The sequence below is a fragment of the Amycolatopsis sp. WQ 127309 genome, assembly GCF_023023025.1.
GTDB lineage: Bacteria > Actinomycetota > Actinomycetes > Mycobacteriales > Pseudonocardiaceae > Amycolatopsis.
Window position 1 is genome coordinate 2,070,109 of the sequence record NZ_CP095481.1, and the last position, 19,260, is coordinate 2,089,368.

At 71.5% G+C, this 19,260-nt stretch carries 20 protein-coding genes; 10 read left to right on the forward strand and 10 right to left on the reverse strand.

The features are described 5' to 3' along the window. Window positions 1-87: 87 nt before the first annotated feature. Window positions 88-429 (reverse strand): cupin domain-containing protein, encoded by a 342-nt coding sequence (locus tag MUY22_RS09255; protein WP_247058856.1) that lies wholly within the window; start codon window positions 427-429, stop codon window positions 88-90. 84 nt (window positions 430-513) lie between these two features. On the opposite strand from MUY22_RS09255, the gene MUY22_RS09260 reads away from it, so the two are divergent. Then, the gene (locus MUY22_RS09260; protein WP_247058857.1) at window positions 514-1,221 is read left to right on the forward strand and encodes a VIT family protein; all 708 of its coding nucleotides are present in this window, start codon (window positions 514-516) and stop codon (window positions 1,219-1,221) included. Here MUY22_RS09260 and MUY22_RS09265 read toward each other — a convergent pair. Continuing rightward, the gene (locus MUY22_RS09265) at window positions 1,218-2,675 is read right to left on the reverse strand and encodes a peptide MFS transporter (RefSeq protein ID WP_247058858.1); all 1,458 of its coding nucleotides are present in this window, start codon (window positions 2,673-2,675) and stop codon (window positions 1,218-1,220) included. The two genes, MUY22_RS09260 and MUY22_RS09265, sit on opposite strands and share 4 nt — an antisense overlap. A 185-nt stretch (window positions 2,676-2,860) precedes the next feature. On the opposite strand from MUY22_RS09265, the gene nhaA reads away from it, so the two are divergent. Genes nhaA through MUY22_RS09280 form a run of 3 tightly spaced genes read left to right on the forward strand, consistent with a single transcriptional unit; the run spans window position 2,861 to window position 5,528 of the window. Then, entirely contained in the window at window positions 2,861-4,039 is a 1,179-nt protein-coding gene (gene nhaA / locus MUY22_RS09270) for a Na+/H+ antiporter NhaA (protein ID WP_256475765.1), read from the forward strand. 59 nt (window positions 4,040-4,098) lie between these two features. After that, the gene (locus tag MUY22_RS09275; protein WP_247058859.1) at window positions 4,099-4,593 is read left to right on the forward strand and encodes a phage holin family protein; all 495 of its coding nucleotides are present in this window, start codon (window positions 4,099-4,101) and stop codon (window positions 4,591-4,593) included. 5 nt (window positions 4,594-4,598) lie between these two features. Continuing rightward, window positions 4,599-5,528: an alpha/beta fold hydrolase gene (locus MUY22_RS09280; RefSeq protein ID WP_247058860.1), complete on the forward strand. Its 930-nt coding sequence runs from the start codon at window positions 4,599-4,601 to the stop codon at window positions 5,526-5,528. On the opposite strand, the gene MUY22_RS09285 is transcribed toward MUY22_RS09280, so the two are convergent. Next, window positions 5,515-6,609, reverse strand: coding sequence for an FAD-dependent monooxygenase (locus MUY22_RS09285; protein WP_247058861.1), 1,095 nt, complete (start codon window positions 6,607-6,609; stop codon window positions 5,515-5,517). The genes MUY22_RS09280 and MUY22_RS09285 overlap by 14 nt on opposite strands. Before the next feature lie 109 nt (window positions 6,610-6,718). Here MUY22_RS09285 and MUY22_RS09290 point away from each other — a divergent pair, with 109 nt between their 5' ends. After that, window positions 6,719-7,600 (forward strand): GntR family transcriptional regulator, encoded by an 882-nt coding sequence (locus tag MUY22_RS09290; RefSeq protein WP_247058862.1) that lies wholly within the window; start codon window positions 6,719-6,721, stop codon window positions 7,598-7,600. Here the strand turns inward: MUY22_RS09290 and MUY22_RS09295 are convergent. The 4 genes from MUY22_RS09295 to nth are packed head-to-tail and all read right to left on the reverse strand — an operon-like array spanning window position 7,597 to window position 10,755. After that, entirely contained in the window at window positions 7,597-8,781 is a 1,185-nt protein-coding gene (locus MUY22_RS09295; protein ID WP_247058863.1) for a MarP family serine protease, read from the reverse strand. The two genes, MUY22_RS09290 and MUY22_RS09295, sit on opposite strands and share 4 nt — an antisense overlap. 2 nt (window positions 8,782-8,783) lie before the next feature. Beyond that, window positions 8,784-9,482, reverse strand: coding sequence for a CoA pyrophosphatase (locus MUY22_RS09300; RefSeq protein ID WP_247058864.1), 699 nt, complete (start codon window positions 9,480-9,482; stop codon window positions 8,784-8,786). Further along, window positions 9,479-10,075: a TlpA disulfide reductase family protein gene (locus MUY22_RS09305; RefSeq protein ID WP_247058865.1), complete on the reverse strand. Its 597-nt coding sequence runs from the start codon at window positions 10,073-10,075 to the stop codon at window positions 9,479-9,481. The genes MUY22_RS09300 and MUY22_RS09305 overlap by 4 nt, the downstream gene beginning before the upstream one ends. Continuing rightward, window positions 10,072-10,755 carry an endonuclease III gene (nth, locus tag MUY22_RS09310; protein ID WP_247063774.1) on the reverse strand — a complete coding sequence of 228 codons (684 nt, stop codon included), beginning with the start codon at window positions 10,753-10,755 and terminating at the stop codon, window positions 10,072-10,074. Before nth ends, MUY22_RS09305 begins: the two co-directional genes overlap by 4 nt. 238 nt (window positions 10,756-10,993) lie before the next feature. Here nth and MUY22_RS09315 point away from each other — a divergent pair, with 238 nt between their 5' ends. From MUY22_RS09315 to MUY22_RS09325, 3 genes are all read left to right on the forward strand, one after another. Continuing rightward, on the forward strand, window positions 10,994-11,245 hold the full coding sequence (locus MUY22_RS09315; protein WP_247058866.1) for a hypothetical protein: 252 nt from the start codon (window positions 10,994-10,996) through the stop codon (window positions 11,243-11,245). A gap of 147 nt (window positions 11,246-11,392) precedes the next feature. Then, complete coding sequence (locus MUY22_RS09320; protein ID WP_003081747.1) at window positions 11,393-12,067, forward strand: Crp/Fnr family transcriptional regulator; 675 nt, start codon at window positions 11,393-11,395, stop codon at window positions 12,065-12,067. Window positions 12,068-12,502: 435 nt separating this feature from the next. Beyond that, entirely contained in the window at window positions 12,503-13,768 is a 1,266-nt protein-coding gene (locus MUY22_RS09325; protein ID WP_247058867.1) for an MFS transporter, read from the forward strand. A 309-nt stretch (window positions 13,769-14,077) separates the two neighbouring features. Here MUY22_RS09325 and MUY22_RS09330 read toward each other — a convergent pair whose 3' ends face one another. After that, entirely contained in the window at window positions 14,078-15,508 is a 1,431-nt protein-coding gene (locus MUY22_RS09330) for an MFS transporter (RefSeq protein WP_247058868.1), read from the reverse strand. 50 nt (window positions 15,509-15,558) lie between these two features. On the opposite strand from MUY22_RS09330, the gene MUY22_RS09335 reads away from it, so the two are divergent. Both MUY22_RS09335 and MUY22_RS09340 read left to right on the forward strand, forming a co-directional pair. Beyond that, complete coding sequence (locus MUY22_RS09335) at window positions 15,559-16,164, forward strand: TetR/AcrR family transcriptional regulator (protein WP_247058869.1); 606 nt, start codon at window positions 15,559-15,561, stop codon at window positions 16,162-16,164. A 9-nt stretch (window positions 16,165-16,173) separates the two neighbouring features. Then, complete coding sequence (locus MUY22_RS09340; protein WP_247058870.1) at window positions 16,174-17,238, forward strand: DNA polymerase III subunit beta; 1,065 nt, start codon at window positions 16,174-16,176, stop codon at window positions 17,236-17,238. On the opposite strand, the gene MUY22_RS09345 is transcribed toward MUY22_RS09340, so the two are convergent. After that, complete coding sequence (locus MUY22_RS09345) at window positions 17,239-18,222, reverse strand: hypothetical protein (protein ID WP_247058871.1); 984 nt, start codon at window positions 18,220-18,222, stop codon at window positions 17,239-17,241. Between the two features lie 25 nt (window positions 18,223-18,247). Further along, on the reverse strand, window positions 18,248-19,213 hold the full coding sequence (locus MUY22_RS09350) for an Lrp/AsnC family transcriptional regulator (RefSeq protein WP_247058872.1): 966 nt from the start codon (window positions 19,211-19,213) through the stop codon (window positions 18,248-18,250). Window positions 19,214-19,260: the final 47 nt, after the last annotated feature.

Genomic DNA, 19,260 nt, shown 5'->3' on the forward strand with positions numbered 1-19,260 from the left:
CCGAAGGGCACCCGAGGAGCCGGCTCGCGTGTCTGAAGGGTCGACTCGCGTGATCAGGGGGTCGGCGCGGGAGCTGGGCCCGTGGGGTCAGGCGATCGGGGGGCGGGTCGGCAGTGGGGACTTGAACTCCACCCACATCGAGTCCGTCAGGGCCTCCACCTGGTGCGGAACCCCGCGAGGGTGCACCGCCGAGTCCCCCGGCTCCAGGACCGACTCCACCCCGTCCACCACGCCCCGCAGGCGACCCGACAGGACGTACACGATCGAGTCGTGGTCGTGCGCATGAGCGGGTGAGGACACCCCGGCCGGGTAGTGGATCAAGTACGCCAAGCCGCTGTCCGCGCTCTCCAGCAGCCGGAACCGGCCTTCGCCGCCCTGGAGCGGCAGGCCCTCGACCGTGAGCAGGGGCTGCCACACTTGCTCGTCCATGCCCCCATCATGACCGAATGTCCCGCTGAGCGAGAAGTCCACTGAGGACTCTCTCAGGAACGTCTTTCGTGTTTCACTTGCCGGGTGATCGAAACGCATCCCCACGAGCCGCACGAAGGTGTCGGCGGGAAGCTGAACTGGCTGCGGGCCGGGGTTCTCGGGGCGAACGACGGGATCGTGTCCGTCGCGGGCATCGTCGTCGGGGTGGCCGGGGCGACCGCCGAACGCACCACGATCCTCACCGCCGGGATCGCCGGGCTGGTCGCCGGGGCCTTCTCCATGGCCGGCGGCGAGTACGTCTCGGTGAGCACCCAGCGCGACACCGAGCAGGCCCTGATCCGGCTGGAAGAACAAGAGCTCACGACCATGCCGGAGGCCGAGGAGCACGAGCTCGCCGACATCTACCGGCAGAAGGGCCTCTCGCCCGAGCTGGCGCGGCAGGTCGCCCGGGAACTGACCGAAAAGGACGCGCTGCAGGCGCACGCGGAAGCCGAGCTCGGCATCGACCCGGGCAACCTGACCAGCCCGTGGCAGGCGGCGTGGGCGTCGCTGATCGCGTTCTCCGTCGGCGCGCTGCTGCCGCTGCTGGCCATCGCCTGGACCGGCGTCTCGCTGCGGGTGTGGGCGTGCGCGGCGGCGGTCGTCGTCGGCCTCACGCTGACCGGGTGGGTCAGCGCGAGGCTCGGCGACGCGCACGTGGGGCGGGCGATCCTCCGCAACGTCGGCGTCGGCGCCCTCACGATGGTGGTGACCTACTTCGTCGGGGTCCTGTTCGGCGTCACGATCGGTTAGTGCACGCCCTTCATCATCCGGCGGATGAACGGCGACGCCGCGAACAGCAGGACACCGATGACGATCGCGACGCCGCCGACCGTGCCGAAGTACGCGCCTTCGTGCTCGGGTGAGTAGAACTCGGCGAGCTTGCCCGACATCGCCGTGCCGAACGAGATCGACAGGAAGTTCAGCGCCACCATCTGGGTGCGGAAGGCGTTCGGCGCCAGCTTCGTGGCCAGCGCCAGCCCGACCGGGGACAGGCCCAGCTCGCCCAGGGTGAACACGGCCAGCACGCCGACCATCGCGATCAGCGGGGTGCCGTTCTGGCCGGTGCCGGTGAACGGCAGGAACAGCAGGAACGCGACGCCCATGATGATCGTGCTGATGACGAACTTGATCGGCGACGACGGCTGCCGCGTCCCCAGTTTCGTCCACAGCAGCGCGAACAGCGGCGAGAACAGGATGACGAACACCGGGCCGACCGAGCCGACCCACGGGATCGGCATCTCCCAGCCGAAGATCCGCCGGTCGAGACGGGTGTCGGCGTAGGTCGCGAGCACCGTGAAGATCTGCTGGTACAGCGAGAAGAACGCGGCGCTGGCGATGAACATCGGGATGAACGAGTACACCCGGCTGCGCTCGTCGGCGTCGATCTTGCGGCTCGAGAGGATCACCGCGAAGTAGACGATCGAGATCCCGCCGACCGCCCAGAGCACGACGTCGGCGAGGTTGTCCGCCCGGACGACGCCGGTGAGCAGCAGCACGACGATCAGCGCGAGGACGACGACCACACCGGCGACGACCAGCAGGCGGTTCGACGACGGCAGCGGGTTCGGCACCTCGTTCGCCTTGTCCGGCAGGTTGCGCCGGCCCAGCGTGTACTGGACCAGGCCCAGCGCCATGCCGATCGCGGCCAGGCCGAAGCCGAAGTGGAAGCCCGCCTGGTCCCAGACCAGGCCGGTGAGGATCTGCCCGACGAACGCGCCGAGGTTGATGCCCATGTAGAAGATCGTGAAGCCGGCGTCACGGCGTTCGTCGTCCGGCGCGTAGAGGGTGCCGACGATGCCGGTGGCGTTCGCCTTGAGCCCGCCGCTGCCGACCGCGACGCAGGCGAGGCCGACACCGAGGCCCGCGACGCCCGGGATCACGGCCAGGCTGATGTGGCCGACCATGATCAGCACGGCGCTGAAGAACAACGTCCGTTCGGAGCCGAGCAGCCGGTCCGCGACCCACGACCCGAGCACGGTCGCGAGGTAGACCAGGCCGCCGTACGCGCCGACGATGCCGAGCGCCGGCGCCTTGGGCAGCGCGAGACCGCCCTGGTCGATCGCGTAGTACAGGTAGAACGGCAGGATGCCGAGCATCCCGTAGTAGGAGAAGCGCTCCCACATCTCGACGCCGAAGAGGTTCGCCAGCCCTCGTGGGTGCCCGAAGAACCTCTTGTCCTGCTGGACCTCGGTGGAGGTGCTCACAACTGAGTCATCCTTTGTCTGGACTTCGTTGTCCGTTCGCATGTTATGAGGCCACCGTGTGACCCACCACCGGCACGAGGTGTGGTCCCCGCCATAACGGTCGGTGACGAGCGGCATTAAAATACCGTCAAGGTGCGCCGGGAAGCCTGGTCGGCAACAGTGATCAGCGACCCCAGGAGCCGCCCGTGTCCCGCCCGTTGAGCGAATTCGCGCGTTACCTGCGCACCGAGACCACCGGCGGGATGATCCTGCTCGGCGCGACGGCGCTCGCCCTGGTCTGGGCCAACTCCCCGCTGCGCGACAGCTACCACGCGCTGCGCGAGTTCCGGCTCGGCCCGGAGCTGCTCCACCTGAACCTCACCATCGGCGACTGGGCGAAGGACGGCCTGCTCGCGATCTTCTTCTTCGTCGCCGGGCTGGAGCTCAAGCGCGAGCTCGTCATCGGCGAGCTGTCGCGGTTCAAGCAGGCCGTGCTGCCGATCGTCGCCGCGATCGGCGGGATGATCGTGCCCGCGCTGGTCGCGCTGAGCGTCGGCTGGGGGACGCCGGGGATCGACCGGGCGTGGGCGATCCCGGTCGCGACGGACATCGCGTTCGCGCTCGGCGTCCTCGCGCTGACGGCGTCGAACCTGCCCTCGAGCGCGCGGGTGTTCCTGCTGTCGCTGGCCGTGGTGGACGACCTCGGCGCGATCATCGTCATCGCCGTGCTCTTCACGACCGGCTTCGACCTGGTCGCGGTGGCCGTCGCCGTCGTGGCCCTGGCGCTCTACGCCTTCCTGCAGCACAAGCGCGTCCGGACGGCGTGGATCTACGTCCCGCTCGCGCTCGTCACCTGGGTCGCGGTGCACTCGGCGGGTATCCACGCGACGATCGCCGGCGTCGCGTTGGGCCTGCTCACCCGCGTCCGGGCCGACGACGGTGAGGCCGAGGCGCCGGCGTTGCGGCTGGAGCACCGGCTGCAGCCGTGGTCGGCGGCCGTCGCCGTGCCGCTCTTCGCGCTGTTCGCGGCCGGGATCTCGGTCAGCGGCGACTCGCTCGGCAAGGTGTTCACGACGGCGTTGCCGCTCGCGGTGCTCGCCGGGCTGCTCGGCGGCAAGGTCGTCGGGATCTTCGGCGCGAGCTTCCTGGCGGTGAAGCTGAAGCTCGCCGAGAAGCCGCGCGGCATGGGCTGGCGTGACATCGGCGCGTTGTCGCTGCTCGGCGGCGTGGGCTTCACGGTCAGCCTGCTGATCGCCGACCTCGCGCTGCCCGCGGAGGCGAGCGAACTGGCCAAGGCGGCGGTGCTGATCGCGTCCGGGATCGCGTCCCTGCTGGCCGCGGTGATGCTCCTGCGGCGGAGCAAGGTCCACGCAGAAGCGGATTGATCGCCGACACTCACCCGGTCCGCCGCGCCCGCGCAGGAGCGTCATGGCACGATGACCCGGTGAGCAGCCCCAAACACGAACGCACCGGCCCCGACGGCGTGGGGGCCGTGCCTTACCTCCCGCTGTCCTCCGACACCGACGTCCCCGGCGACCAGTCCCTCGGCCGCCTGGTCGGCGACGCGACCCAGCACATCTCCACCCTGGTCAGGGCCGAGATGGAGCTGGCGAAGTCCGAGCTGGTCGGCGAGGTGAAGAAGGGCCTCAAGGGCGCCATCTACTTCTTGATCGCGCTGACGGTCTTCCTGTACAGCACGTTCTTCCTGTTCTTCTTCGCGGCCGAAGGCCTGGCGGAGTGGGTGCGCTACCGCTGGATCGCGTTCGGCATCGTGTTCTTCCTGATGCTGCTGGTCGCGGGTGTGGCCGGGTTCCTCGGCTACCGCAAGGTGAAGAAGTTCAAGGCACCGGAGCGGACCATCGCCAGCGTCAAGGAGACCGCCGCCGCGCTCAAGCCGCAGAAGGCGCCCGAAGCCGACTTGACCACCACGCGCGACTGAGTTCGTTGCACCCGTCCCCCGATCCGTCGATCGTCCGCATCGACGGATCGTGGGCGCACCGCGACGTCTCCGCCAACGGCATCCGGCTGCACATCGCCGAGCTCGGCGAGGGTCCCGTCGTGGTGCTGCTGCACGGGTTCGCCGAGTTCTGGTGGACCTGGCACCACCAGCTGCAGGCGCTCGCCGACGCCGGGTACCGCGCGGTCGCCGTCGACCTGCGCGGCTACGGCGACTCGGACAAGCCGCCGCGTGGCTACGACGCGTGGACGCTCGCCGGGGACATCGGCGGGCTGGTCAAGTCGCTCGGCGCCCGGCGCGCGCACCTCGTCGGACACGCGTGGGGCGGCATGCTCGCCTGGACGGTCGCCGCGCTGCACCCCCGGCTCGTGTCGTCGGTGACGGCCATCGGCGGCGCCCACCCGCTCGCGCTGCGGTCGTCGATCGCCCGCACGCTCTGGCGTGGCCAGGGCCGCGCGGCCGGGCACCTGTTCCGCTTCCAGATGCCGATGGCGCCCGAGAAGTGGCTGACCCGCGAAGACGCCCAAGCCGTCGAGGACCTCTTCGACGCGTGGGCCGGCGACTCCTGGCGGTCCACTTCGGACTTCACCGAGAGCACGGCGGCGTTCCGGCAGGCGATGCTCGTGCCGGGCGTCGCGCACAGCGCGCTGGAGTACTACCGCTGGGCGTTCCGCGCGCAGTTCCGCGGTGAGGGCCGCCGGTTCACCGACGCCGTCGGCCGTCGGATCGCCGCCCCGACGTTGCAGCTGCACGGCGCCGACGACACCTGCATCCTCCCCGAGACGGCGAGGTCGTCCGCGCGTTGGGCGGGCCCGCACGCCGAGCCGGAGTTCTGGCCGGGCGTCGGGCACTTCCCCCACCTCGAGGTGCCGGACCGCACGTCGGCGGCCCTGGTGGACTTCCTCAGCCGAGCGTGAGCGCGTTCTTGGCCCGCGCCAGCGACTCCTCCGAAGGTCCGCCGGTCGGGTTCTCCGTGGCCAGCGCCTGGTTGAGCGCGACGAACGGCCGCATCCGACGTTCGTAGGCCGCGAACGCCTCCTCGTGCCCGGCGCGGCCCAGCTCCTGCGCCAGGACGTACGCGCCGGCGAGCGCGAGACTCGTGCCCTGGCCGGACAGCGCCGACGCGCAGTACCCGGCGTCGCCGACCAGCACGACCCGGCCCGCCGACCAGCGGTCCAGGTGGATCTGCGCCATCGCGTCGAAGTAGAACACCTCGGCTTCGGCCATCGCGGCCAGCAGCTTCGGCATCTCCCAGCCGACGCCCGCCAGCTGCTCGGCGACCAGCCGCTTCTGCTCCGGGACGCTCATCGGGGGCAGCGGCGCCGAGCCGAACCCGAGCGTCACGCGCAGCTCGGTGTTGTCCCGCACCGGGTAGACCGCGCCGCCGGTCTCCTCGTGCCGGACCCACAGCTGCCAGTCCTCGAGGCCCAGGAAGTTCGGCGCCGGGAAGATCGCCAGGTACTGGCCGAGGTGCGTGCTGAAGCGCTCCTCCGGGCCGAAGGCCAGCCGCCGGACCGCCGAGTGCGGGCCGTCGGCGCCGACGACGAGGTCGAACGTCCGGAAGCCGCCGTGCTCGAACTTCACGCGCACGCCGTGCGCGTCCTCGGTCAACGCCGTGATCGAGTCGCCGAAGACGTATTCGACGCGGTCCGCGGTCGCCTCGTGCAGGATCGCGACGGCGTCGTCGCGCAGCAGCTCGAAGTCGGCGCTGTCGAGCCGGCCGCTGCTGTGGGTGAACTCCTCGGACCGGTACAGCTCCTGCCCGGCCCCGTCCACCACGGACATCCCGCGCATCCGCGTCCGCTTCGCCCGCAGCCGCTCGCCCAGGCCCATCCGGTCGACCACGTCGAGCGCGACCCCGCGCACGTCGACCGCCTGGCCGCCGGTGCGCGGGCCGGCCGCGCGTTCCACGACGGTCACCGTCCAGCCGTCGCGGGCCAGGAACCAGGCCAGGGTGCCGCCGGCGACGCCTGCTCCCGAGATCAGTACGTTCCGCATGCTTCCTCCAGAGTTGTACGCTTGCCCGCACCACACTGGAGTAATCGCAGTTCAGAGGCCAATTCTGTGCTAGTACAGATGGCCGTCTGTACTAGGTCAGGGAGCAGCCGTGAAGTACGTGGTCATCGCCGAGGAGCTGCGCGGCCGGATCGCGCGCGGCGACCTCCCGCCGGGCGCGCGGGTGCCCTCGACCCGGCGGCTCGCGGCCGAGCACGGCGTCGCGATGGCGACCGCGGCCAAGGCGCTCGCCCTGCTGAACCAGGAGGGGCTGGTGCGCGCGGAGCCGCGGTCCGGCACGGTCGTCGCCGGACGTGAGCACCGCGGCGGGCACCAGGGCCTGACGCGCGACCGGATCGTGCGCACGGCGATCGACATCGCCGACGCCGAAGGGCTCGGCGCGCTGTCCATGCGCGGGGTGGCGGCCCGGCTCGGCGTCGCGGCCATGGCGCCCTACCGGTACGTGCGCGGCAAGGACGAGCTGGTGCTGCTGATGGCCGACTCCGCGTACGGCGAGCGCGGCTACCCGGAAGTCCCGCCGCCGGGCTGGCGCGAGCGGCTGACGCTGGCCGGCCGGACGCTCTGGTCGCTCCACCGGCGGCACCCGTGGCTGGCCCAGCTCACGCCGATCACCCGCCCGCTGCCGCTGCGCAACCTCGCGACGCACGCGGAGTGGGCACTCTCGGCACTGGCCGAGCTGGACGACGACGCGGCCGCCCTGTGCGACCTGCACGTGCTGTTCTTCAGCTACGTCCAGGGCATCGCGATCCACCTCGAACGCGAGCAGCACGCGCTCGCCGCGTCCGGGCTGTCCGAAGAGCAGTGGATCGACCACCAGGCGCCCGCGATGGCGGCGATGGTCAGCGGCCACCCGATCTTCGCCCGGATGATGACCGAGCTGAGCACGAACGGCTACGACCTCGTCCTGGACGACCTCTTCGAGTCGGGCCTGCGCGCCCTGCTCGACGGCCTCGCGCTGCGCTACGGCCGTTAAGCGGCGCAGGAGCCGGTCGAGACTTCCGTCGTCTGCGTCGACGCCGCGTCGACCTCGCCGCGGACCTGCTCGGCCGTCAGCGTGAAGCCGGTTTCCGGGTCCTCCACCGCCGCGCCGAACACGACGCCGATGACCCGGCCGTCCGGCGTCACCATCGGGCCGCCGGAGTTGCCGCTGCGGATCTCCGCGCGGACCGTGAAGACGTCGCGCTGCACGGTGTTGGCCTCGTAGATGTCCGGGCCACGCAGGTTGATCCGGCCGCGCACGCGGGCCGGCGTCGCGCGGTACGGGCCGTCGAGCGGGTAGCCGAGCACGATCGCGCTGTCACTCGCGCGAGCCGTCTCCGGCGCGAACTGCAGCGGCGGGGCGCTCAGCCGGGGCACGGCGAGCACGGCGATGTCGACCTCGGGGTCGAAGTAGACGACCCGCGCCGGGTAGTCACCCTGCGTCGTCTCGATGCCGACGGTGTCGGTGCCGGCCACGACGTGCGCGTTGGTCATCACCCGCTGCGGCGAGATCACGAACCCGCTGCCTTCGAGGGACCGCGAGCAGGAGCTGGCCGTGCCGCGGATCTTGACGACGCTGCCGTGCAGCTGCTGGACGATCCCGCTGCTCTGCAGGGCCGGGTCCGGCGGGGACGTGTCCGCCGTCGGGGCCTTCTCGAACGGGTCCACTATGGACGGGAAGCCGGACGCGTCGAGCAGCTTCCGCAGCTGGCTCGGGAAGCCCTGGGCGGCCGCCGGCATGGTGTCGTTGACCTTGCCGAGCACGACCGAGTTGTTGATCGCCTTGGCGAGGCCGGGCAGGCCGGACACGGTCGTCAGCGGCGTCGCGATCAGCCACGCGACCACGAACACGACCGCGGCCTGCACGACCGCGCCGAGCGTCTTGTCGATGCCGGAGAGCTTGTCCGGGTTGATCTTCTGCCGCAGCCGGCGGCCGACGTACACGCCGAGCGCCTCGCCGAAGGCGACCAGGAACACCACGGTCGCCACCGCGAACGCGACCTTCCACACCGGGTCGTCGAAGAACGCGACGACCACCGGCGCCAGCTTGATGCCGGTGATCGCGCCGAGCACGACCCCGACCAGGGACGGCAGCGCGATGATCACGCCCTGGTATGCACCGGACACCGCCGCCAGCACGGCGAGCAGGAGGACCAGCACATCGACCCAGTTCACGGTCACTCCTCCACTGCTACGCGCGCTTGGTACGCGGCCAGCGCCTCGTCGAGGTCCCGGACGTCGCCCGGGTCCCATTCGCGCTCCCAGCCTCCCAGGCCGAGCAACACGGACAGCAACCCGGCGGTGAACCCCCACACGAACAGGCCCGAGACCTCGAAGGCCGGGCCCTTCCACGGCGCGCCGGCCTTCTTGACCGTGAACCGGTTGGCCGGGTCGACGAGCTCGGCCACCGGGACGCGGGCCACCGACGCCGTCTCGCCCGGGTCGACGGCGTGCACCGGCGACGGCTCGGCCCAGTACGCCAGCACCGGCGTCACGGCGAACGCCGACACCGGGACGAACAGCTCCGGCAGGATCGCGACAGGCTGGATGCCCGCCGGAACGACCCCGGTCTCCTCCTCGGCCTCGCGCAGCGCCGTGCCGACCGGGCCGCCGTCGCCGTCCTCGGCGCCGCCGCCCGGGAAGGCGACCTGGCCGGCGTGCGAGCCGAGCGTGTCGGCGCGCCGCTGCAGCAGGACGTCCGGCTCGCCGTCGACGTCGCTCTCCCCGAAGAGGATCAGCACCGCGGCGGACCGGGTGTAGGCGCCGTCGGGCGGGCTGAACCGGGTGAACGTCTTCGAGTCGACCTCACCGCTGACCTTGACCAGCGGCCGGAGCCACTCCGGAACCGACTCCGGCTCGACCAGCGGTCCGATCACGATGCCCCCTCGACAGCCACACGCACCTCGTCAGTGTTCCCGAAGGTCCGGGGATTCGCGATGAACCGCACCGTGCCCGCCGCGGTGACCAGGTACGACGCCGGCAACGACGCCGGCACCTTGAGCGCGGTCCGGACCGGCCCGCTCTGCCCGTCGCCGTCGAACACCGACGGTAGGTGCACGCCCAGCCGGGCCAGCAGGTTCAAGCCGTCCTCCGCCGGGCTCTGGACCTGGACGCCGAGGACGCGCACCGCGCCCGGCTGCTTCGCGTAGTCCTGGAGCACGGGCAGCTCCGTCTTGCACGGCTGGCACCACGACGCCCACACGTTGACCAGCACCGGAGCGCCGGCCAGCGCGCGTCCGACGTCGACGCTCGCGCCGTCACCGAGGCAGTCCGCGCGGACGCCGTCGAGCTGCTTCACGGGCGCGGCCGGGCTCGCCGGCGGGCACGGCTGCAGCGCCGCCGCCGACCGCGCGGGTGCGAGGTCGGCGGACGGCGTCGCGGTGTCCGCGCCCCCGCGCGGCAGCAGCGCGACGATCAGCGCCACCACCAGCACGGCGACGGCCAGCGCCCATTTGGTGACGGTCGTCACCGGGGCGCCGCCAGGGCCAGGATGTGGTCCCGTTCGACGCCTTTGACCAGCTTCGCGGCTTCCTCGAACCCGGTCGGGCCGGTGCCGTAGGACGGACAGTCCCGGGCCAGCGGGCAGGCGCCGCAGGCCGGTTTCTTGGCGTGGCAGACGCGGCGGCCGTGGAAGATCACCCGGTGGGACAGCATCGTCCACTCCTTGCGGGGGATCAGCTCGCCGACCACGTGCTCGACCTTGACCGGGTCCTCCTCCGCCGTCCAGCCCCAGCGCCGGACCAGCCGGCCGAAGTGGGTGTCGACGGTGATCCCCGGCACGTCGAAGGCGTTCCCGAGCACGACGTTGGCGGTCTTGCGGCCGACGCCGGGCAGGGTGACGAGGTCGGCGAGCTTGGCGGGCACCTCGCCGCCGAAGCGTTCGACCAGCGCCGCGCCGAGCCCCATCACGGAGTTCGCCTTGGCCCGGTAGAAGCCGGTCGAACGCAGGTATTCCTCCAGTTCAGGGCGGTCGGCGCCGGCGTAGTCGGCGGCGGTCCGGTAGCGCTTGAACAGCGCGGGCGTGACGAGGTTCACCCGAACGTCGGTGGTCTGGGCGGACAACACGACCGCGACCAGCAGTTCCAGTGGTGTGGTGAAGTCGAGCTCGCAGTGGGCGTCCGGATACACGTCGTCGAGGCAACGCTTCATCCGCCTGGCGCGTCTCACCAGAGCTAACCGGCTTTCACCAGCGCCCTCACGGGGGGCGTTCGTGGTGGCAGGTGGCACCCCGATAGCCTACGGGCGCCGTCGGACGGGCCGGGCACAGCACCGGTGGACGACCGACACGCCAGAGCACCACCTCGGCGCAGTTTCCGGCCGCCATGAGCGAGGATCTGGAGTAGATGCTTTTCACTGAGTGTTTCCGGCTGTGTTCAGGAGTCCGGCCATGACCGTCTGGTTCGTCATCCTGGTCCCCCTGGTGATCATGTTCTTCGCCCTGTTCATGGAGCGGGTGGAGAGCCGGTTGAAGCACGTCGCGGTGCAGGAGAACGAGGTCGAAGAGTTCCTCGAGCAGGCGCAGCCCAACGAGGTCCGGGCGCTCTACGGGCACGGCATCGGCCGCGCGCTGGAGCTGTTCCGGCTGCGTAGGCTGGGCGGACGGGCAGCCAGGCAACGCGCGCGTCGCGTGCGGAGTTAGGCTCCACGTTCGGACGAGATCGTTTGCCGGGCCGCGCGCCCGGCGGGCGATCTCGGCTGTACGCCCTAGACTGACGCGCAAGTGACTGGCGTCACGCTCTGCGACCGACGCCGAGCGTGATCGTTTCTCGACGAGGAGGCACCCGAGGTGGACGAAACCCTGGCCCGTGCGGGCATTTTCCAGGGTGTGGAGCCGGCAGCGGCGGAGGCGCTGGCCCAGACCTTGGAATCCGTGGAGTTCCCCCGCGGCCATGTCATCTTCAACGAGGGTGAACCCGGCGACAAGCTGTACATCATCCAGTCCGGCAAGGTGAAGATCGGCCGCAAGTCCCCGGACGGCCGCGAGAACCTGCTGGGCATCTTCGGCCCGTCCGACATGTTCGGCGAGCTGTCGATCTTCGACCCCGGCCCCCGGACGTCGAGCGCGACCACGGTCACCGAGGTCCGCGCGGTCACGATGGACCGCCCGGCGCTGCGGCAGTGGATCTCGACCCGCCCGGAGATAGCGGAACAGCTGCTGCGCGTCGTCGCGCGCCGCCTGCGCCGGACGAACAACATGGTCGCGGAACTGATCTTCACCGACGTCCCGGGCCGCGTGGCGCGCGCGCTGCTGCAGCTCGCGCAGCGGTTCGGCAGCCAGGAGGCGGGCCTGCTGCGGGTCACGCACGACCTGACTCAGGAAGAGATCGCCCAATACGTCGGCGCGTCCCGCGAGACCGTGAACAAGGCCCTGGCCGACTTCGCGCACCGCGGCTGGCTGCGGCTGGAAGGCAAGAGCGTCCTGATCCTGGACCCGGAGCGCCTGGCCCGCCGCGCCCGTTGATCCTGTTCCACGCACGAAGAAGGCCTCCTGACCCGCAGGTCAGGAGGCCTTTTTCGTAGTGTTCAGCGCACAAAACAAAGAGCCGGGCGCCACCCCCGACGTGGCGCACCGGCTCTTCGTTTGTCGCGCGGACCATCCCCCGACGATCCGCGCTCCCCGCCCTCCGGGCCAGGCCCCGACCCATATGCCGGAGGGAGCTGGGTTATCTGTTGCTGTTGTCCAACCATCACGGCCCATACCCACTAATTCAAGGCCATTCACTCTCAAGGACGCGGTCGGCGCCGTTTCGTTGCAGGAGACCACACAGAATGTCGTGAGTGTTACCTGATCGAGACTTCGCGCTCCGACGCCAAGATCCACCACCAGTCTGCCGGTGACCCACCTGACCGTCAAATAACTGGTACCGACGTACCACTCTGCGGCATACTGGTACGCGTGTCCCAGTCTGCCTCGAACCACGAAAGCCGGACGTCCCTCGCCGACTACCGCACCGCGCTGACGACCCGCGCGGCCCGGCGGCCCGCCGTCGCGTCCGTGCTCGCCCGCCTGCCGATCGCGATGATCGGCATCTCGGCCCTGCTCTACGTCCAGCGCGAAACCGGTTCCTTCGCCGCCGCCGGGCTCGTCTCGGCCGGTTCACTCGCCGGTGTCTCGGTGGGCGCGGTGATCCAGGGCCGGCTGATCGACCGGTTCGGGCCGACTCGGCCGCTGCTCACCGTCGCGATCCTCCTGATGCTGTTGATGAGCGCGCTCGTCACGGCGATCGAGTCGCACGCGCCGACCGCCGTGCTGGTCGCACTGGGCGCGGCCACCGGGCTGTCGGAGCCGATGGTCGGGTCGGCGTCACGCGCGCTGTGGACGCGTCTCCTGCCGCCGGGCGGCGCGCGCAACGCGGCGTTCTCGTACGAGGCGATCAGCATGGAGGTCTTCTTCATCCTGGGCCCGGGCGTGGCCGGGCTGCTGGTCATGGCGCCGTGGGCGGGCACCGGCCTGGTGCTGGGCGTCGCCCTGCAGTTCACCGGCGCGGTGCTGTTCGCGCTGAGCCCGGCCGTCCGCGCGTGGGGCCCGGCCGCCGCTTCGCGCGGTTCGCTGCTGGGCGCGCTGTCGAGCCCCGGCATGCGGACGCTCGCCGTGGCCGCGCTCGGCTTCGGCATCGTGATCGGCTTCGTCGAGGTCGCCGTCCCGGCGTCGGCCACCGAAGCCGGGCACGCCTCGGTCGGCGGCCTGCTGCTGTCGGCGTGGTCGCTGAGCTCGGTCGCGTTCGGCGTCGTGTACAGCCTGTCACCGTGGCCGCGCCGGCTGGGCGTGCGGCTGCCGGTGCTGCTGGGCGGGTTCGGCGCACTGGTGGCGCTGCTCGCGTGGCCGTCGTCGCTGTGGGGCCTGGCGCTGGCGATGCTGGTCGCCGGGGCGCTGATCACCCCGCAGTCGACGGCCCACTCGGCGGCGATCGAGGTGGTCGCCCCCGAGGGCACGGCCGCGGAGGCGTTCGGCTGGGTCCTGACGGCGGTGACGCTGGGACTGGCCATGGGCCAGTCGGTGAGCGGTTACGTAGTCGAGCACGCGGGCCCGAGCACGGCGTTCCTGGTGGCGAGCGTCGCCGGCGTGGTGCTGGCCGGGGTCGTGTGGCTGCTGCGCGGCACGGTCCACCCGGTCCGTTCGGCGGCGGTCGAGCCGACCGAGCTGGTGAGCGTGGCTCGCTAGGACGTGGCGCGGGTCTGATGCTCGCGGAGGCGGCGGCCATCGGGCGAGCACGACCGGTGGGCGCGGGCTGATGTTCGCCAAGGCCGCCTGACTACGCGGCACGGGGTCCACCCCGTCCGGCCGACGGCGATCGAGCCGACCCCGCTAGGTTGCGGCGGGCCTGATGCTCGCGGGGGCGGGCGCCCGTCGGGCAACCACGACCGGTGGGCGCGAGCTGGTGCTCGCCAGGGCCACCTGACTGCCGCGCGGCACGGTCCACCCGGTCCGTTCGGCGGCGGTCGAGCCGACCGACCTGGTGAGCGTCGGCCGCTAAGCCGTGGCGCGCCGTGACCTGACGAAGCCCCAGCCGACCAGCGCAGCAGCGGCCGCGGTGAGCACCAGGGCCGCGATCATCACCGCCGTCTCGAACTGTGAGGTCTGCTGGGGGCTCCAGTTCGACGTGGCGATGCTGCCGGTGAACAGCGCCGCCAAGATGGTGCCCGCCGCGGCGATGCCGGCGCCCGTGGTGACTTCCGACGCGGTGTCGATGAGGGCCGCGCCGATCGTCGTGCGGTTCTCGGGCAGGCCGCGCAGGACGTTGACCCCCGCGACGACGCCGACCACGCGCAGCCCGGCGGCCACGAGCGCCAGCGCCAGCGCGACCCAGACGTAGCCGAGCCGGCCGAGCAGCGCGTAGAACGCGAGCCCGAGCACGACCGCGGCGGCGCTGAGCCACGCGGCCCGCTCGAGGCCGGCCTTCCGCACGAACGGGCTGACGAACGCGCCGCCCGCGACGAGCACGACCACCTGCGGCAGCAGCCCGAGGGCCGCGAGCGCGGGCGGCCACCCCCAGTCGAGCTGCAGCTGCAGCGTCACCAGGTACCCGAGGCCGGCGGTCGCCAGCCCGGCCGCGGACTTGAACGCCAGGCCGCTGGACACCAGCGGGCGGGCGACGAGCTTCAGGTCGAGCAGCGGGTACCGGGTCGAGCGCTCGCGGCGGACGAACGAGATCGCCCCCGCGACGGCCGCGGCGGTGACCGTCCACGGCGCCCACGATCCGGTGCCTTCGTTCACGAACAGGGTGGGCGCGACGAGCGCGAGTACGATCGTCGCCGTGCCCAGCACCGCTCCGAGGACGTCCAATGGGTCGCGGTGGAGGTCAGCGGGGTCGTCAGCGGCGATGCCGGCCCGCACGCCGATGATCGCGAGTGCGGCGATCGGCACGTTCACCAGGAGCAGGACCTGCCAGGGCGCGATCGCGAGCACGAGACCGCCCGCGGTCGGGCCGATCGCGAGACCGACCAGGCCCACGGTCGAGATGAGCGTGGTCGCCCGGACGCGCAGGTCGTCCGCCTCGAACAGCCGGAAGGCCAGCGCCATCGAGCCCGGCGTCGTCATCGCGGCCGCGATCCCCATCAGCACCCGGACGGCGATCAGCTGTCCGGCGTTGCCGACGAACGCGGTCGCCAGGCTCGCGAGGCCGAGCAGGACCAGCCCGATAAGCATGATCCGCCGTCGGCCGAACCGGTCGGCGAGCGCGCCGAACGCCAGCATCAGCCCGCCGAAGACGACCGAGTACGCGCCGGTCACCCACTGCAGGGACGTCGTCGACGCGTGCAGTTCGCGGCCGATCGTCGGCAGCGCGACGTTCAGGATCGAGTTGTCCAGCATCTCGAAGAGGAAGACCGCGGACAGCCCCGCCAGGGCCACCCAGGCTTCCCGCAACGATCGTGGCGAGCGGGCTGTCAGTTCGGTGTGCATGCCACTAGATTAAGCGACTAAGTTTAGTTACACAAGAGAGTGAGGTCCGGATGCCCAGGACGAGTGAACGCGGCGGGCCGCGGACGCGCGCGAAGATCGCGGAGGTCGCGGCTCGGCTGTTCCTCGAGCGCGGGTACGACAAGGTCACGGTCGCCGAGGTCGCGAAGGAGGCCGGCGTCTCGAGCGTGACGGTCTTCAACCACTTCCCGCGCAAGGAGGACCTCTTCCTGGACCGCGCGGACGACGCCGTCGAGGTCCTACGCGCGGCGGTGCGCGACCGCGCCCCGGACGTCGACGTGCTGACGTCCCTGCGCGACGCCGCTTTCCGGCTCTTCGACGACCGTCACCCGCTTTCCGGCGTCAACGACCACTCGATCCCGTTCTTCCGGACCGTCGCGGGCTCGCCCGCGCTGATCGCGCGCGCCCGGGAGATCGCCGCCGAACTCCAGGGCGTCCTGGTCGAGGAACTCGGCGCCGACGGGACGTTGCTCGCCGCCTTCTTCATCGCCGGGTACGCCGCGGTGCTGACGGAGACCGCGTCCCGGCTCGTCGCCGGAGAATCGCCGGACGTCGTGGTGGACGACCACCGCGTCCGACTGGAGCGATTGTTCGACGCCCTCCGCGACGGCGTCGTTTTTGTCGGTGGTCGCCGCTAGCTTGCGGGGATGGACGTCACCGCGCCTGCTCACCGCCTCTCGGCGGCCGTCTCCGCCGCGTCCCGCCTGCTGCCCGCGCGCGCCGCGCTGCGGCTGCGGGCGGACGCGTCCGGGCTGACGGTCGCGGGCAGCGACCCGGATCTCGCCGTCCGGTTCGACTGCCCGGCGACCACCCACACCGACGGCGAGGTGGCCGTGCCCGCGGCCCCGCTGGCCGAGACGCTGAAGATGCTGGGCGCGGCGCCGGTGCGCCTGGTCGTCGAAGGCAGCAGGCTGGCGTTGCGCCTGGACCAAGCCCGGTTCGCGTTGCCGCTGCTCGCTTCCGCGGCCGCGTCGCCGGCTTTTGCCGCACCCCAAGTGTCCGAAGTGGACGGACAGGCGTTCGCGTCGGCGTTGCGGATCGTCGCCGGCACAGCGGCCAAGGACGACCCGCTGCCGTTGTTCACCGGCGTCCGCGTCCAGGCCGCCGACGGCCGGCTGACGCTGACGGCGTCGGACCGCTACCGGATGGCGGTGGCCCGGCTGCCACTGCGGACGCCTGGGTCCCTCGACGTCCTGGTACCCGCGGCCCTGCTGACGGAGGCGGCGCGGCAGGCGCGGGGCGTGGTCGGACTCCACACGGGACCGGGCCGGTTCGGCTTGAGCTGGGCGGGCGGCTTGGTGGGCACAGCGGTCCTGGACGCGGGTTTCCTGTCGGAGGAAGCAATCCCGTCGGGCGCGGTCGACACCAGGGTGACGCTGGAGTCGGACGCCCTGGCGGCGGCGGTCCGCCGGGTCGGGGTGTACGCGGAGGACCGCCGGGTGCTGACCCTGGAGGTCGGTGACGCACAGGTCCGCCTGGCGAGCGCACGCCTGGACGCCGGCGAGGCGGAGGAGACGCTGAAAGCGGACGTCAGCGGTGGCCGGACGTCGCCGTCGTTCCAGGCCCGGTACCTGCTGGACGCGTTGAGCGCGTTCGCCGGGGAGCGAGTGGAGCTGTCGATCCAGCCGGGCATGCGGGCGTGCATCCTCCGAGCTGTGGACCCTGGGGAGGTGGAGCTGACGTACTACCTGATGCCGATGCTGCCCCGCTGATCAGCCGGCCTTGAGCACTTCGGCCAAGTCGATCAAGGCCACGTCCGCCGCCGGCCCTTCGGTGAACTGGCGCACGGTGAACGACGCGCTCCCGAAGCGGTCGTCATAAGCCCGCCGGAGGTGGGGCGACGAGCGGCCGAGTGCCCACTCCATGGTCGAGTTGCTGTTGCGCAGGAACTCGATGGGCAGGCGCCCGAGCACGTAAAGCTCCGCACGACGATCACCGCGGCCGAGCACCAAGCCGACCAGGTCAGCCACGAGCCCACGTTTGCGCATGGCGTCGCGGCCCTTCCACTGCCCGGCCTTGAACTCCGCGACCCGAAGGCTCGTCTCGAGATCGAACTTCCGGCTCGGATCGTTCCCAGCGGCCAGCGATGGGCGCCGGACGATGCGCTCGCCCGGCTCGAGGACCTTCGGCAGCGCCCGGACGATCATCGTCGCGTGGATGAGGTCGTTGATCCGCCCGGCGTGCTGCCGCACCAGCAGCGCGGCCTGCAGCAGACCGTCGGTCATCCCCTCGGCCGCCACCCGGTCGTCGACCGTCTCGCGGTCGGCACCTTCCAGCCGGTCCTCCAGTCGCAGGACGCGGCTGGACAGATCTTCGTCGCCGAAGAACCGCAGCAGCTCGATGAAGGAAGTGACCGCCGAGCCGACATCGATCGTCGGTGGCGGCGGGGTGGTCTTCGGCTCGCGTACCCCTGGGTCAGCCGGGACTCCGGACTCTTGGGGCAGCGGACTGGTCGAGAAGCCGAGCCTGCGGAGGTACCGGATCGCGGCGTGCGAGATGAACTCGGAGCGGGCCACCCCGGTGGCCCGCTCGAACAGTTGCCTCGGCGGCCAGTGCTGATCGTCGACGGCGACCCAGTGCGTGTGGATCGCCTCCGGCCCGCCACGTGCCGCCGCGGCCAGCACCTGGGCGCGGCTCAGGTGGTGCCGCTCCCCGTTGAGGACAAAGTCGATCGCGCGCTCGTCGTCCATAGGCATGGAGTCGCTCGCTCGCCGGCCGTTGCTACACCGGATCCAGGGTGCCGAAGCGTTTCAGGGTGCGGATCATCGGGGCCGTCTCCACCTGCTGGACTCCGGACAGTCCGCCCAGGTCGTCGGCCAGGTACTCGTACAGGGCCGCGTCGTCGCGGCAGCCTACGTTCGCCACCAGGTTCGACGGGCCCGTCGTCGCCGCCGCGAAGGCGACCTGCGGATGCTGCGCCAGTGCGCGGCCCGTTGATGACAGGGCCGAGGGGGCCACCGTCAGCCAGAGCGTGGCCGTCAACGAGTAGCCGAGGCGGGCCGCGTCTATCTCGACGTCGAAGTACAGCGCTCCCGCGTCTCGCAGGTGCTCCAGGCGGCGGCGCGTTGTCGACTCCGAGCGGCCCGCGGCCGCCGACAGTGTCGACATGTCGGCGCGGCCGTCGTGGGCCAAGGCCGCCAGCAGGGCCGGGTCCTCCGGCTCCGGGCGGTAGGCGACCTCAGCGGTAGGACGGCGTAGCGACAGAACAGCCGACTGCGGCAGTGCGCTCGATCGGCCTGGCCAGCCCGCCGGGCCGCCCGCGAAACGGCGTAGCAGGCGGTACGCCGTCATCGAGACCACTCGCGGCGTGCGCGGCAACTGGCCCAGCAGCAGGCCGTCCGCTTCCTCGCGTTGCGGGGCGCGGATGAAGCACACGATCTCCGTCCCCCCGGACATCAGGCTCACCCACTGCGTGTCCGCACGCCGGGCCAGGGCGGTCGCGATCGGGGCCGCCGCGTCCGGGACGCACCTCAAGCGCACCAGCCAGTGGACCTGGCCCAGCGGCGCCGCCTCCGGGACGCCGACCACGCGCAGCACCCCGGACGAGCGCAGCTTGCGGTAGCGGCGCGCGATCGTCTGGTCCGAGACGCCGAGCACCTCGGCGATCGTGCTGAACGACGCGCGCCCGTCGAGCTGGAGCGCGTGCGCGAGCCTGCGGTCCAGCTCGTCCAGCAGGTCGGAATTCATCAAATCAGCCTAGCGAACGTCGGATTTCGCGCACAATCCCGCCACGG